This window comes from Rummeliibacillus pycnus (genome assembly GCF_050459865.1).
Classification (GTDB): Bacteria; Bacillota; Bacilli; order Bacillales_A; family Planococcaceae; genus Rummeliibacillus; species Rummeliibacillus pycnus_B.
This window is the reverse complement of sequence record NZ_JBCMNM010000026.1, coordinates 108,157-122,574: the sequence shown is the minus strand read 5'-3', so window position 1 is coordinate 122,574 and position 14,418 is coordinate 108,157. Positions and strand designations below refer to the sequence as shown.

The following is a 14,418-nucleotide window of genomic DNA, read 5'->3' as shown; positions in this document are numbered from 1 at the left end:
TCATTTTTAGTATTTTTTTTAGAAATTTAAAATAAAAACGTAGATTCTAGATGTGGAATCTACGTTTTATCATTTAGTATGCTATTAAACAACTTCTATTTGCAGTAATGTATAAACCATTTGTCAGTTGAAGTCGTGGAATACCTGATGTTGTAAAACGAATACCTTTAATACTTACTACCTTATCTTTTTTTAGTTCAGATCTCTTGGTAGTATCTGTAAAGTCAATACTGCTATATTGATTAACATTTTTCTTTAATTTCACATAGCTGGGCTTTGTAATTACATAGTCTTTAAATTTTGATGTCAATGGACTGACGTATGATTTATTTGCCGTAATATAACTACCAGATACCGTTTTAAATCTTGGGATACCTGTAGTTGTATATTCAATATCTTTAATGGTTAAAATAGTATTCTTTTTAACATTAAAATTTTTAGTTGAATTAGTAAAGTTTGTAGAAGAATATGCACCTGAATCTTTGTTTAAAATCACATAAGGTGGTTTTTTAGTATAATATGAATCAATATTTGCTGATACTTTTATCGCTACTTTTTTATTTGCTGTGATAAATTGACCATTCGTTAATTTTAAGGCCTTCTTACCTTGTGTGCTATTCACAAGTGCAGTTGTTTCAAGAACTTGTCCTTTTTTTAAGGATGCAGTTTTTTTAGAGGTGTCTAAGCTACTATTACTATATTGAGCGGTATCCTCATTTAAAACGATTTGCTTAGGGTTTGTTGTATAGTAATTTACATGTACACTTGCTGGTTCAGAATCTCCATCATCCGTTTCTTCTGACTCTCCATTATTATCTTCCGTATTATTTAAAAATTCTACTAATGTAAGATTTGGATTTAATCGATTTAAATCGACATTTGCATTAATTCCATCGATTCTTCCCTTGTCCGTATATTGCCACAAATCATAGGCATAGTCTGGTTTCGATGTACTATAACGAGGAATCCATACAAAATCAGCTTTTGATGTATCTAGATTAAAGTTTTTGTACAAATGATGTGCAACATAAATCCCAATTTTCTTATCTGTTTTTTTACGTAGTTGTTCAATATATGCGTTTGTAATTGTACGCATACTTTCACCTGATAGACTTGTATTTTGTTCCACATCAATTACATAAAATTGAGCATCTTTATCTGCTCGATTGTAAAAATCATTTGCTTCTACCCTTGCATCAGCAGATGAAACTGCCAAATTATAAGCATATACTCCAAATGGTACGCCATATTTTTTTGCGCCCGCTTCATTTTTCTTATGATATGTATCTTCATCCGTACTACCATGTTGTGTACGAATTATTGCTAAATCCAATTTTTTACTTGCTCTCGCCCAATCGATATTACCTTGCCATTTTGAAATGTCCGCAATGATAGGTTCTGATTCCATTAAGCGTAATTTATTGCTAGAAGTATCAACTACTTTAGGTGTTGTTTCCCATTTAGTTGTACTATCAGGATTCGCAGGACCTAACTCTTCAGCATGCGCACGATTCATACTAACTGTACATACAATCATGGCAATAAATATTGCGATAAATACTTTTATATTCTTCATCGGTACTAATCTCCTTTACAAACAATGTATCTATGTACCTAACTCCACACTAATAGAATAACAAATTTTTACTAGGTATAAAGATTCATATGTGAGGAAATTAACATATTTTTTTATTTAATATTGGTTATGTTACAAAAAATTGAATTTTTTAATGAACCAATTGACGACTTAAATTGTCTGTTTCGTGGATACAATCCATTTTTTCGTGGATTGGGACACTTATCTCGTGTATATAACATGATTTTCCGTGGATTGAGAGCTGATTTTCGTGGATTGAATCGATTCTTCCGTGGATCGTTACGAAATTTGATTTAACTCAATATAGTTAACTAAAAAAAGTAGCCAGATACTTCTCTGGCTACTTTTTTACTCTTTATTTTTTTTGCTATTTTTGAGTTGCTCTTATGCGTTAACGTTTACTTTTAATTGCATTGCTGGTCCAAAGAATTCGAAGTGAATTTGAGATTCTTTGAAACCAATTGCATATAAGTGGTTGATGATTGCTTCCATGAATACGGATGGTCCACACACATATACATCATTTTCAAGACTAACGTTTTCTTCTAAGAATTCTTTTGTAATATAACCAACTTCATCAGTATTTAGTGCAATGTAGCTTGCGTTTGGCATTTTTTCTATGTTAGCAGAAATTTCATTGTCAAAGACATGTAATTTTGCTGTACGTGCGCTGTGAATAAGTGTTGCTGATCTGTTTGCATCAAGTGCAGCTAATGTGTCGAACATACTCATAAGTGGAGTAATACCAACGCCACCTGCGATGAATGTTACCGGCGCTTTAGAAGCAAGGTCTAATTGGAAGTCCCCTGCTGGAGCACTAACTTGGATACGATCGCCAACTTTTGATTGGTTGTGTAGGTAAACAGATACTTTACCTTGTGGATCGTTTAAATCTTCGCGTTTTACAGAAATACGGAATGCTTCTTTGTTTGCAGCTCTAGATAAGCTATATTGACGGTTAAGTGTGAATTCTTCGCCCGGAATTTGAAGTTGAACTGTAATATATTGACCTGCTTTATATTCAGGTAATACTTGGCCATCAACTGGTTTTAGATAGAATGATATAATTTCTTCATTTTCTACTACTTTATTAGCGATTTCAAATTCTTTGAAGAATCTCCAGCCACCTTCTTGTTTTTCAGCTTCTTGATACATTGCTTCCTCAGTTGATATAAATGCATCAGCGATTACACCATATGCATCAGCCCATGCATTGATAATTTCATCAGTTGCTGCATCACCAAGAACCTCTTTGATTGCACCTAGTAAGAACTCTCCAACGATTGGATAATGTTCTGGTTTAATACCTAAACTACGGTGTTTTTGTGCAATTTGTTGAACAACTGGCATAATTGCTCCTAGATTTTCAATGTGAACTGCTGCTGCATAAACTGTATTCGCTAAAGCTGTTTGTTGACGGCCCTTTGCTTGGTTCGCATGGTTAAAGATATTCAATAATTCAGGATGTGCGGCAAACATATTTTTATAAAAAGTTTTAGTAATAGCTGTTCCGTGTACTTCTAATACTGGTGCAGTAGATTTTACAATATCCATAGTTTGTTGTGATAACATGATCAACACTCCTTTTCTTTTAACAACTAAAAGATACACCCGTTCTTCACTTAAAGCAATATCAAAAATACATCTTTAACAAAAAAGACATATTTAAAATACATCTTTGACGAAAAAGACATATTTAAAAAGCATCTTTTAAAAACAACTTGATTTTTACTTTACATGGTATAATAGATACAGAAATGGTGGTGTTTTGGATGCGATTAACTTTATATACCGATTATTCTTTACGTGTCCTGCTCTATCTAGGTGCCATGGAACCCGAAAAGCTAGCAACGATTAAAGAAATATCGGATGCATATGGAATTTCAAAGAATCATTTGATGAAAGTAACACATGAGCTTGGTAAGCTTGGATATATTGAAACCATTCGTGGTCGTGGTGGTGGTATTCATCTTGCAATGAAGCCAGAGGATATTGTCATTGGTAAGGTTATTCGAAAAACTGAAGAAGACTTCTACTTGGTAGATTGTTTTAACCCTGAATCTGTCGGATGTGTCATCTCGCCTGTATGTAATTTGAAAGGTGCACTCAATAAGGCACTCCATGCGTATATAGCAGTTTTAGATGAATATCGACTAAGTGATTTTCTCCATTCAAAAGAGGAAATTGCTGCATTACTATTTAAAGATTAGTAAATGCACAGTTAGAAAAACCTTTCGTTCTGAAATAGAGCAGCGAAAGGTTTTTCTTTTGTGTTTATTTAATAGTATTTATTTTTTCATTGCTTCTGTAATCATGAAAAAAGCCTATGAATGTATACATTCATAGGCTTGAAATATGCTAATAGCAATAAATTATTTAGCTACTGCTTTTTTAGCAGCGTCTGCTAATTGAGCGAATGCAGCTGCATCGTTAACTGCAAGGTCAGCTAACATTTTACGGTTAACTTCGATTTCAGCAACTTTTAAACCGTGCATTAAACGGCTGTAAGAAAGACCGTTGATGCGAGCAGCAGCGTTGATACGAGTGATCCATAATTTACGGAAATCACGTTTCTTTTGACGACGGTCACGATATGCATATTGACCTGATTTCATTACTGCTTGGTTAGCAACTTTATATAATGTGTGTTTAGAGCCAAAGTAACCTTTAGCTAATTTTAAAACTTTTTTACGACGTGCGCGTGATACAGTACCGCCTTTTACGCGTGGCATACTAATTACCTCCTGCTATTCAATTACATGAATATATTGTTATTTTAGAATTATTTAATGTTCGCAAGTAAAGATTTGATGCGTTTGAAGTCACCTGAAGAAACGATGTTTGCTTTACGTAAGTGACGTTTTGCTTTTGTAGATTTGTTTGCGAATAAGTGGCTACCGAAAGCACGGTCATATTTTAATTTACCAGTACCCGTTTTTTTGAAACGTTTAGCTGCGCCACGGTGAGTTTTCATTTTTGGCATTTCGAATTCCTCCTAAACTGTTCGACTAAAACTTAATTTTTTTCGTTCTTAGGTTGTAGTACTAAGAACATGCTTCTGCCTTCCATTTTCGGTTTTTGTTCAACCGTTGCAACTTCAGCACAAGCTTCTGCAAAGCGATCTAATACTTTTTGGCCGATTTCTTTGTGCGTAATTGCACGACCTTTAAAACGAATAGATGCTTTAACTTTGTCTCCTTTTTCAAGGAACTTAATCCCGTTACGCAATTTTGTTTGGAAATCGTGTTCGTCGATAGTAGGACTTAATCTTACTTCTTTCATTACGATAACTTTTTGATTTTTGCGTACTTCGCGATCTTTCTTTTGTTGCTCGAATTTGAATTTACCATAGTCCATGATACGAGCGACCGGTGGCTTGGCCTGAGGAGCCACAAGGACAAGATCCAAATTTGCACGTTCTGCAATAGTTAAGGCTTCATTGCGTGATTTTACTCCAAGTTGATCACCGTTATGATCGATTAGACGAAGTTCACGAGCGCGAATGCCTTCGTTTACATACATGTCTTTGCTAATAACAATCCACCTCCAAGTAGTGTCGCGAATACATGGTTTGGGCTAGTTGCCCGATGATCGGTACGGTTATTTCGATGTCCACAAAAAAAGGGCGGACATAGTCGAAATGTCCGCCCGCAAGATATATGTACACGCGAAAATGCGTGATCCGTTCTATCATGTAACCTGTCAACACTAATTTCTCAGATCGATCAGGTGAGAAGCGGGCAGCCTCTTCTTCAACCACAAACTTGTATTCATTAACCTTTATTACTTTATCATGTGATATAGTCGTTGTCAACGATTATTATAATTTTTTTATATATTGAATCGATTTAAATCTGTATTTTCATGAAGTGGAATCAGCTTCGCTTTCCTCTGGCGAACCGACGAGCCTCTTCGCTAGCTTCGTCGCAGAGAAAATCTCGCTGTGGGGTCTCTCTGGCTCGCTTTCCCGCAGGAAAAGATTGCTCCTACGATACTCGTCGCAGAAAATTCTTCTTGCTCCTGGAGCAAAAAGAATTTTCGCTGATTCCACTTCTACAATGTTACTAATACAAAATTTTCATTAAAAAATTTCATCTATGTGCCTACTATGCTGCGGGTTCTCATTTGGTTCATTTTCCTGCAGGTGTCTATGCTAATTCTATTTCTACAAGATAAGAGTACTAAAATTTCATTAAAAATAGTCATAAAAAACACATCCTTACTATAGTAGTAAGGATGTGCAAATTCATATATAATAATCAGATTAAAATTCTTTACAAGTTTTTTAACCTTTATGAGCTACGTCTTCTTGGATTGCTTTTAAAAATTCGTCAAATGGTATTGTTTCAGAATCTTTTGAGCCATAACGACGAACGTTTACGCTACCATCTTCTAATTCTTTATCTCCTAGTACAAGCATGTAAGGGATTTTCTTCATTTGTGCTTCACGAATCTTATAACCAAGTTTTTCTTCACGGTAATCCATTTCTACACGGAAGCCTGCAGATTGTAGTTTTTCTTCTACTTGTTTAGCGTAGTCGAAATGAACATCATTAGATACAGGAATCACTTGTACTTGAACAGGTGCTAACCAAGTTGGGAATGCACCTTTGTATTCTTCAATTAAGAAGGCTACAAAACGTTCCATAGTTGATACTACTCCGCGGTGGATAACAACTGGACGGTGTTGTTTACCATCTTCACCAATGTAGTTTAAGTCAAAGCGTTCTGGTAACAAGAAATCAAGTTGAACTGTAGATAAAGTTTCTTGTTTACCGATTGCAGTTTTTACTTGTACATCAAGTTTTGGACCATAGAATGCTGCTTCGCCTTCAGCTTCGTAGTAATCTAAGCCAAGCTCATCCATAGCTTCTTTTAACATGCTTTGTGCTTTTTCCCACATCTCATCATCATCGAAGTATTTTTCAGTATCTTGTGGGTCACGGTATGAAAGTCTGAATTCGTAATCGTTTAGTTCGAAATCTTTATAAACAGATAAGACTAATTCAACTACTTTTTTGAATTCTTCTTTGATTTGGTCTGGGCGTACGAAAAGGTGAGCGTCATTTAAAGTCATACCTCGAACACGTTGTAAACCAGAAACAGCGCCACTCATTTCATAACGGTGCATTGTACCAAGTTCTGCCACACGGAAAGGTAGATCACGGTATGAACGCATTCCTGATTTATAAACCATCATGTGGTGAGGGCAGTTCATTGGACGAAGCACTAGTGTTTCATTGTCCATTTCCATTGGTGGGAACATATCTTCTTGGTAGTGATCCCAGTGACCTGATGTTACATAAAGTTCTTTAGATCCTAGTACTGGAGTGTAAACATGTTTGTAGCCTAGAGATACTTCTTTATCTACAATGTATCGTTCAATTGAACGGCGGATTGTAGCACCGTTTGGTAACCATAGTGGTAAACCTTGACCTACTAATTTGTTTGTAGTGAACAGTTCAAGTTCTTTACCAATTTTACGGTGGTCACGTTCTTTTGCTTCTTCAAGCATTTCAAGATGAGCTTTTAAATCTTTTTTATCAAAGAAAGCTGTACCGTAAATACGTTGAAGCATTTTGTTGTCAGAGTTACCTCTCCAATACGCGCCAGCAATTGATAATAATTTAAATTCTTTAATTTTACCTGTAGAAGGTACGTGTACCCCACGGCATAAGTCGAAGAAATCACCTTGTTCGTAGATTGAAACTTGTTCATCTTCTGGAATTGCTTCAAGTAGTTCTAGTTTATATTCATCGTCAATTTTCTCGAAGCGTTTTTTAGCTTCTGCACGAGAAACATCATGACGTACGATTTCGATATTTTCTGCAACGATTTTTTTCATTTCTTTTTCGATTCGTGGAAAATCGTCAGAAGTGATTGGTTCTGGAGAATCGATATCGTAGTAGAAACCACCTTCAATTACAGGACCAACACCAAGTTTTACACCAGGGAATACACGTTTAACAGCTTGAGCTAAAAGGTGAGCAGTTGAGTGACGCAATACTTCAAGTGCTTCATCATCAGTTGGTGTAATAATAGCAATTGTACCGTCTGCTTCAAGTGGAGTTTTAGTATCAACTAAAACACCATTGAATTTACCAACGATTGCTTTTTTGCGAAGTCCTGGGCTAATAGATAGCGCAACTGCATCAGTTGTAATACCTTTTTCAAATTCTTTTACTGAGCCGTCAGGAAATGTTAATTTAATCATGTCTGCCATAATAATCTCTCCTTTTTTTATATTCAAGAGCTCTGGGCCACAAGTTGGAGGCACACAGGATGTGAGTCAAATAGTCGTTGCCACAGGACGCGACGCACTTAGACTATCAACCTTAAGACAAGATCCCTCAGCACTTAAAAAAGAGCACAAAAAAAATCCCGTCCGCAAAGGGACGAGATTGTACTCGTGGTTCCACCCTTCTTCCTTCTATGCAAGCTAAAGTTAGCCTTGCGTAGATGAAGCTCCAGATCGGCTAACGGGCCGCTACCGTCGACAATTACTCACATTTCACTGTCGCTGCTCCAAGGCGGTAAATTTCATGCCGTTACTAAGAAGCTTTCAGCCATGGCTTCTCTCTCTTTGAGTCGTGCAAAAAAATTATTGTCCTTTTCCAAGCATTTCATATTTAGATTATGGTTGAAATTATATACTGAATTGTTTTAAAAATCAAGCATCAATTTAAGGCTTAATCAGCTTGATAAAGTCTTCTATTTTCACCAATCATTTCAAAATCAGTCGTTAAAGCCTTAATACGTTCCATAATTCTTGCTGCTTTTATCACGTCTACCTCACCTTTTTGAGTTGTAGCGAAATGATTTTCAAGCTGTTCGTAATTAAAATTAGATGTGATGAAGATAGGTAAACCTTCATTCATGCGATATTGCAAAATAGTCCCAATTATTTCATCTCTTGTCCATTGAGATAAATTTTCTGCACCTAAGTCATCTAACATTAGAACGGGTGCTTTTTTAACGAATTCAACCTTTTCTTGAAGAGATTGATCTTGAATAGAACTTTTTAATTCGCTTAGAAAATCAGGTACATAGACCATTACTGTTTTAATCTCCATCGTAGCAAGCTCATTTGCTATTGCACCGAGCACATAGGATTTACCTACACCGAAATTACCATAAATGTAGTAACCAGTTTTCGGTAAATTTCCTGTATTTCGTACTTTTTGGATAAATAATTCTGCAAAAGTACGGATTGCTTTTTTGGACTCATTGCTTGTATCTACATCACTAATTTTTGCCTTTAGAACGTCTTTTGGCATATGCATACTAGAAATCATAGAAGCTGCTTTGCGGCGTGCATCTTCCATTCTTTTCGTTTGACAAGGAACATATTCCACATCTATTTGCCCACGAATAATGGCTAATTTCGGAACAAATCCGTTAATAGCTTTAATAGCATTTTTACAAGTAGCGACAGATTCACATTGGCTACAATCATGTTGTTGGTTGACGTACTCATAAAGCTTTCCTAATCCTCGTTCCACCATTTCACGGTTTGCTACTTGATCGTTTTCTGCTAGGAATTTTTGAACCCCTTTATTTTCTAGGATTTCTCTTTGCATTTCATCGTAACGAGCTTGAAACTGTGAATCCATCATTTTTTTTAATTCATTGTTGATTGGTTCCATTATGAATCCACCTCTCCTTCATTCATACCTAGTTTTTTCAATATTTCTTTGCGTTTCTTTTCATAATCTGTTTGTTTTTCTTCTAATGGTTTTTCGTCTTTTTTCTTTTGTTGCTTTAATTTATTTTCATAGTACCAATCTGGCACATTTTGAGGTTTGCCAGTTTGTTTACCTTTTGACGAGTATTGCTTACGATTCTTTTGAATTTGATATTCTCTAGCAAAATTCAGCGCTTGCTCTGCTGTTTGAATATTGTTTTTTTGCCAGTTGGAAGCAATAGCTTGCAGGAATGCACTATTTAAATTGGCATTGCTTAAATAATAAGCATAGTGAATTAAGGCATTCACGACAGGTGTTGGGATATCATACTTTGTAGTAAAATCCTGGACCACTTTGACATCCTTTTCAAATGGCACCTTCCCTTTTATAAGCATTGATAATAAGTCAATTGATTTTACACTATCGAAAATAGGGATTAACTCTTTTTTTAGTTGATCTATATTTGAATAATCCGAATCCAAAAATTGTGGTAGTTGATAAAAAACGCCTGCTCCAGCTTTTAGTATCTTGTATTCTTTTGAATAATCTTTTGTCTCTTTCGTTGCTGCTGTTTTAGAATCAGTTGTGTTATTTTCTTCAAATTCTCTTGCTAACTTCATGGCTTCTCTTGCCGTTTTTACGCCTGTATTACGCCAATGTGATGCAATTGTTTCAATATATTTTCTATTTAATTTCCCATTATTACGTAAAAAGACATAATGAATCAGTACATTAACTACAGGCGTTGTTATGCCATATTGCATCACTAAATCTTCTACTAACTGGCGATCATTAGGAAATGGTTCTTGTCCTCCTGCCACAGCTGTCAATACATCTATTGGAGAAGATGCTTCAAACCAGCGTATCAGTTCTGCTTCCATAGGATCCATATCCTCATCTATTACCGCTGTTTGTGTAAATACTTCTTGCTTTTGCTGCTCTTTTTTGATAACAGATTGCATTTCAGGAGGTTCTTTTGATACTGTCAATTTATAATAATCAGCCGCTTCTTTTTTTAATCTTAAATCACTTAATACCATTTGATCGTCAAGTGCTAATAATACAATTTTCTGCATATCAAATGGTGTCAAATGATAAAGAAAAGCTAATTTTGCAATTGTTGCTTTTGCTTCTGCTGTTAATACAGATGACGGAACTAGTTGCTCAGATAAACCCACTCTTAAGAGATTAAAATCAAAATCCTCATAATGAAAAGGTAATTCTTTTGGCTTTTCTTGTAATCCTGTAAGTTGTATTTCATCAGATGGCAAATTATGCTTAACAGGCTGATAAACATCTGTAAATGTTCTAGATACTTCCTGATAGCCATAATTGGACAATCCCTTTGAAACAAAACGCTGTCTTAAATTACGGTATGCTGATTCCCCTATTTTACTATATAAAAACATCGATAGTAGGGGGTCATCAAAGAAGGTGGCGGCATCAAGAGGCGGCATCACATCATATAAGAAAGAACGCATTTCTTGTTGGTCTTTACGCCATGTTCGTAATAAACCAATTGCCTCAAGTGCTATACGCGATTCGAAAATTTTGCCTATTGGCATATCTAATGCATTCATCAAATGATAATGTGACATCATATTATCATCTATATTTTCCCCTTCAGCCCACAATAAAAAATAGAGACTTATTGGCTCTGCCCCAATTAGAGGTTGATACAGCAAAGTAATCAACTTTCGGTCATAACTAGATAGAGGGAAAGGTACCCGAATGGATAGGCGATCAACAGGTTGCAATTCATTATATAAATTCACCAACTATTCTCCCTCCAAAACTTTAACTTACTGTTCTCTTTCACGTTCTTTGGATTGTTTTTCGATTAACTCTCTTAGCTCATCGATAAATACATTAATATCCTTGAATTGACGATATACAGAAGCAAAACGTACATATGATACTTCATCAATTTTAGAAAGTCGGTCCATAACCATTTCTCCAACCTCTTCTGTTTTTACTTCAGCATTACCAATTCTTCGTAAATCTTGCTCAATATTAAACACTAAATCCTCTAAAACGCTTAATGCAACAGGGCGTTTTTCACATGCACGAATAAGACCACGAAGAACTTTTTCTCGACTAAATTCTTCACGTGAACCATCTTTTTTAACTACAATGAGTGGCATTTCTTCAACTTTTTCAAAAGTCGTAAAACGAAAACTACATGATTCACATTCTCTACGCCTGCGAATTGCTTTGTTATCATCAACAGGTCTACTATCAATGACTTTCGTTCCATTATATTGACAAGCTGGACATTTCATAATTTTTCTCTCCTGATTTCGAAACATATTAGTTTACCTATTATATCAAAAAATAATGATATAAATCGAAAAAAAGAGTAGAAATTCCCCTTTACATCAAAAAACTATATCGAAATTCGTCATATTTCGATTCTTTAGTATAATTTTGTGCATTTTTAGAAAAAAAATCCTTCCAACTGAATCAGTTAGAAGGATTTAGCCAATCGATTATTTATGCATTTACTGTTTCTTTTAATTCAGCTACAACTTTTTTAGTAAGATCTACAACACGTGAAGAGTAACCCCACTCATTGTCATACCAAGCAAGTACTTTTACTTTACGAGAACCAATTGTCATAGTAGTAAGACCATCGATTGTTGCTGATGCAGGATTTGTATTGAAATCACGAGATACAAGTGGTTCCATTGTGAAATCTAAAATACCTTTTAATGGGCCTGCAGAAGCTTTTTTGAATGCTTCATTTACTTCTTCAACTGTTACATCTCGTTGTAAGTCTACAACTAAGTCTACTAATGAAACGTTAGGTGTTGGAACACGTAGCGCCATACCATGTAATTTACCTTGTAATTCAGGTAATACAAGTGTTAATGCTTTCGCTGCACCTGTAGAAGTTGGAATAATAGATTCAGCACATGCACGTGCACGTCTTAAATCTTTATGTGGATTATCGATATTTTTTTGATCGTTTGTATATGAATGAACTGTAGTCATTAAACCGTTGTCAATTCCAAATGTATCATTTAAAACTTTCGCAACTGGTGCAAGACAGTTTGTTGTACAACTTGCATTTGAGATAACGTCATGTTTTGAAAGATCTAATTTATCATCATTAACACCCATTACGATTGTAACATCTTCGTTTTTACCAGGTGCTGTTAAAATAACTTTTTTCGCACCTGCTTCAAGGTGTAATGCTGCTTTACTACGCTCATTAAATTTACCTGTTGCTTCAATAACGATATCGACGCCCATTTCTTTCCAAGGTAAGTTTTGAGGGTTACGATCATTTACAAGCTGAACGCGTTTACCATTTACAACTAAAGCATCTTCTTCTGCTTTTACTTCACCATTAAATCTGCCATGAGTTGTATCATACTTTATCAAATGAGCCAAAGTTTCGGCTGGATAACTTGCATTAATAGCTACAATATTTAAATCATCTTGCAGTATCGCTTGACGGAATACCATACGACCAATTCGGCCAAATCCGTTAATAGCAATTGAGACTGTCATGAATAAAATCCTCCCTGTTACTCCGTTATACTTTGTTTTATTCTCAAAATAGTATAGCACATTTCTCAGAAAGTAAAACATATTCTAAACTATCTTTTAATGTTTATATTTTCAGAATTTTATGTTCTATTATCATATAACGTCCCACAAATCCAGTGTTTTCAATAGTTGAGCGCGTGTTTTTTCTAAGTTTCCGTTATTATAAATGACAGCATCCGCGCCCTCTTCTTTTACAGATAAAGGAAGTTGAGAAGCGATTCTTGCTTCCGCTTCTTCTTCTGATAAGTGATTTCTTTCCATCAATCTTGTTAGTTGTGTATCCTCTGAAACTGAAACAACTAAAATTTTTTCTACAAAATGTTGCAAACGACTCTCAAATAGCAAAGGAATATCCAATACTACATGTTTTTCTCCTTTTTCAAGCCATTCATCCCTTTGTCGCAACATTTCTTTACGAATTGCTGGATGAATAATAGCGTTTAATTCTTTTCTTTTTGCAGGATCATGAAAAATGATTTCTCCTAATTTAGGACGATTCATTTCTCCATTTTTCATTAAAATATCTTCTCCAAATACTTCCACAATTTTACCCAATGTTTCTGTTCCTGGTTTTACAACATCTCTCGCAACGATATCAGCATCGACAATCTTTAGACCTAATTCTTGTAACATTTTTCCAACCGTACTTTTCCCACTTGCGATACTCCCAGTTAAACCTATAATCATCTTGTTCACACACCTTTAATGTTGACATTTCGGACAAAACACTGAGTTCCGCCCTGAAATTACCATTTGCTTTGTATTAGTATGACATATTGGGCACGCTTTCTTACCATACATTTGTAAGCGATCTTGCATTCCGCCTGCTTCTCCATTAATATTACGATAATCAGAAATACTCGAACCACCAGCATTAATACTCTCATGTAATATTGCTGCAATCGTATGAAATAACTCTGATTTTCTTTTGTCACTTATTCGTGAAAGTTTCCTCGCAGGATGGATTTTCATACGGAATAAGGACTCTGTCGCATAAATATTGCCGCAACCTGCAATGACTTGACCATCCATGATTACTTCTTTAACAGGTTTATTCGAATATTTTGGAAGTTTTGATTTAGCAATAAAATACGGCAGTGCTTCTTTCGAAAAGGGTTCTGGCGCTATTTCTAGAAGCGGAGGGTATTCTTCAATCGAATGTAGGAGACGCATTTCCCCAAAGCGACGTATATCCGCATATACAAGAAATTCATCTTCTTCAAAAGTGAATACAATATGAATGTGCTTTTGAAATTTAGCTTCCGTAATTTCGTTTAATGAACGTACATAGAACCATGCACCCGTCATCGCTAGATGATTCACTAGAACATAGCTTAAATTGTCTTTTTCCAAATGGAAAAGGATGTATTTTGAACGTCTTTTGACCTCTCTAATTTGCATATTTTCCAGTAAATCCGAAAAAATTTCGGGTTTCATTCCTTTTATAATGCACGCTTTTCCTTCCCGAATAGACGTACAAATTGTATTAGAAACCTGTACGTGACGGATTATTTTCCCCGTCACGACAGGTTGAAGTTCACGCACAACTCCTTCTACTTCAGGTAATTCGGGCATGCGATT

General features: G+C 35.4%; 13 protein-coding genes and 1 other annotated feature. Of the genes, 1 reads left to right on the top strand and 12 read right to left on the bottom strand.

The genetic code is table 11. The features are described from left to right. Positions 1-73: 73 nt before the first annotated feature. Complete coding sequence (locus ABE048_RS07540) at positions 74-1,576, bottom strand: DUF5776 domain-containing protein (protein ID WP_430310306.1); 1,503 nt, start codon at positions 1,574-1,576, stop codon at positions 74-76. Positions 1,577-1,981: 405 nt separating this feature from the next. Beyond that, the gene (gene hmpA / locus ABE048_RS07535) at positions 1,982-3,169 is read right to left on the bottom strand and encodes an NO-inducible flavohemoprotein (protein ID WP_430310305.1); all 1,188 of its coding nucleotides are present in this window, start codon (positions 3,167-3,169) and stop codon (positions 1,982-1,984) included. 200 nt (positions 3,170-3,369) lie between these two features. On the opposite strand from hmpA, the gene ABE048_RS07530 reads away from it, so the two are divergent. Continuing rightward, complete coding sequence (locus ABE048_RS07530) at positions 3,370-3,807, top strand: Rrf2 family transcriptional regulator (RefSeq protein WP_430310304.1); 438 nt, start codon at positions 3,370-3,372, stop codon at positions 3,805-3,807. Between the two features lie 162 nt (positions 3,808-3,969). Here ABE048_RS07530 and rplT read toward each other — a convergent pair whose 3' ends face one another. The 10 genes from rplT to mutM form a co-directional block, all read right to left on the bottom strand. Then, on the bottom strand, positions 3,970-4,329 hold the full coding sequence (rplT, locus tag ABE048_RS07525; protein WP_403095966.1) for a 50S ribosomal protein L20: 360 nt from the start codon (positions 4,327-4,329) through the stop codon (positions 3,970-3,972). A gap of 50 nt (positions 4,330-4,379) precedes the next feature. Further along, complete coding sequence (rpmI, locus tag ABE048_RS07520; RefSeq protein WP_397539582.1) at positions 4,380-4,580, bottom strand: 50S ribosomal protein L35; 201 nt, start codon at positions 4,578-4,580, stop codon at positions 4,380-4,382. A gap of 32 nt (positions 4,581-4,612) precedes the next feature. Continuing rightward, positions 4,613-5,119: a translation initiation factor IF-3 gene (gene infC, locus ABE048_RS07515; RefSeq protein WP_430310303.1), complete on the bottom strand. Its 507-nt coding sequence runs from the start codon at positions 5,117-5,119 to the stop codon at positions 4,613-4,615. A gap of 763 nt (positions 5,120-5,882) precedes the next feature. Continuing rightward, positions 5,883-7,820, bottom strand: coding sequence for a threonine--tRNA ligase (thrS, locus tag ABE048_RS07510; protein ID WP_430310302.1), 1,938 nt, complete (start codon positions 7,818-7,820; stop codon positions 5,883-5,885). 165 nt (positions 7,821-7,985) lie between these two features. After that, positions 7,986-8,223: a binding site (T-box leader), on the bottom strand. 63 nt (positions 8,224-8,286) lie between these two features. Continuing rightward, positions 8,287-9,243, bottom strand: a complete 957-nt coding sequence (dnaI, locus tag ABE048_RS07505) for a primosomal protein DnaI (protein WP_430310301.1) — start codon at positions 9,241-9,243, stop codon at positions 8,287-8,289. Further along, positions 9,243-11,057, bottom strand: coding sequence for a DnaD domain protein (locus ABE048_RS07500; RefSeq protein ID WP_430310345.1), 1,815 nt, complete (start codon positions 11,055-11,057; stop codon positions 9,243-9,245). Before ABE048_RS07500 ends, dnaI begins: the two co-directional genes overlap by 1 nt. Positions 11,058-11,084: 27 nt before the next feature. After that, positions 11,085-11,564: a transcriptional regulator NrdR gene (gene nrdR / locus ABE048_RS07495; protein WP_430310299.1), complete on the bottom strand. Its 480-nt coding sequence runs from the start codon at positions 11,562-11,564 to the stop codon at positions 11,085-11,087. Positions 11,565-11,775: 211 nt separating this feature from the next. Next, positions 11,776-12,798, bottom strand: a complete 1,023-nt coding sequence (locus ABE048_RS07490; protein ID WP_430310298.1) for a glyceraldehyde-3-phosphate dehydrogenase — start codon at positions 12,796-12,798, stop codon at positions 11,776-11,778. A 132-nt stretch (positions 12,799-12,930) separates the two neighbouring features. Continuing rightward, complete coding sequence (gene coaE, locus ABE048_RS07485; RefSeq protein ID WP_430310296.1) at positions 12,931-13,524, bottom strand: dephospho-CoA kinase; 594 nt, start codon at positions 13,522-13,524, stop codon at positions 12,931-12,933. A 15-nt stretch (positions 13,525-13,539) separates the two neighbouring features. After that, entirely contained in the window at positions 13,540-14,412 is an 873-nt protein-coding gene (gene mutM, locus ABE048_RS07480) for a bifunctional DNA-formamidopyrimidine glycosylase/DNA-(apurinic or apyrimidinic site) lyase (RefSeq protein WP_430310295.1), read from the bottom strand. Between the last annotated feature and the right edge of the window lie 6 nt (positions 14,413-14,418).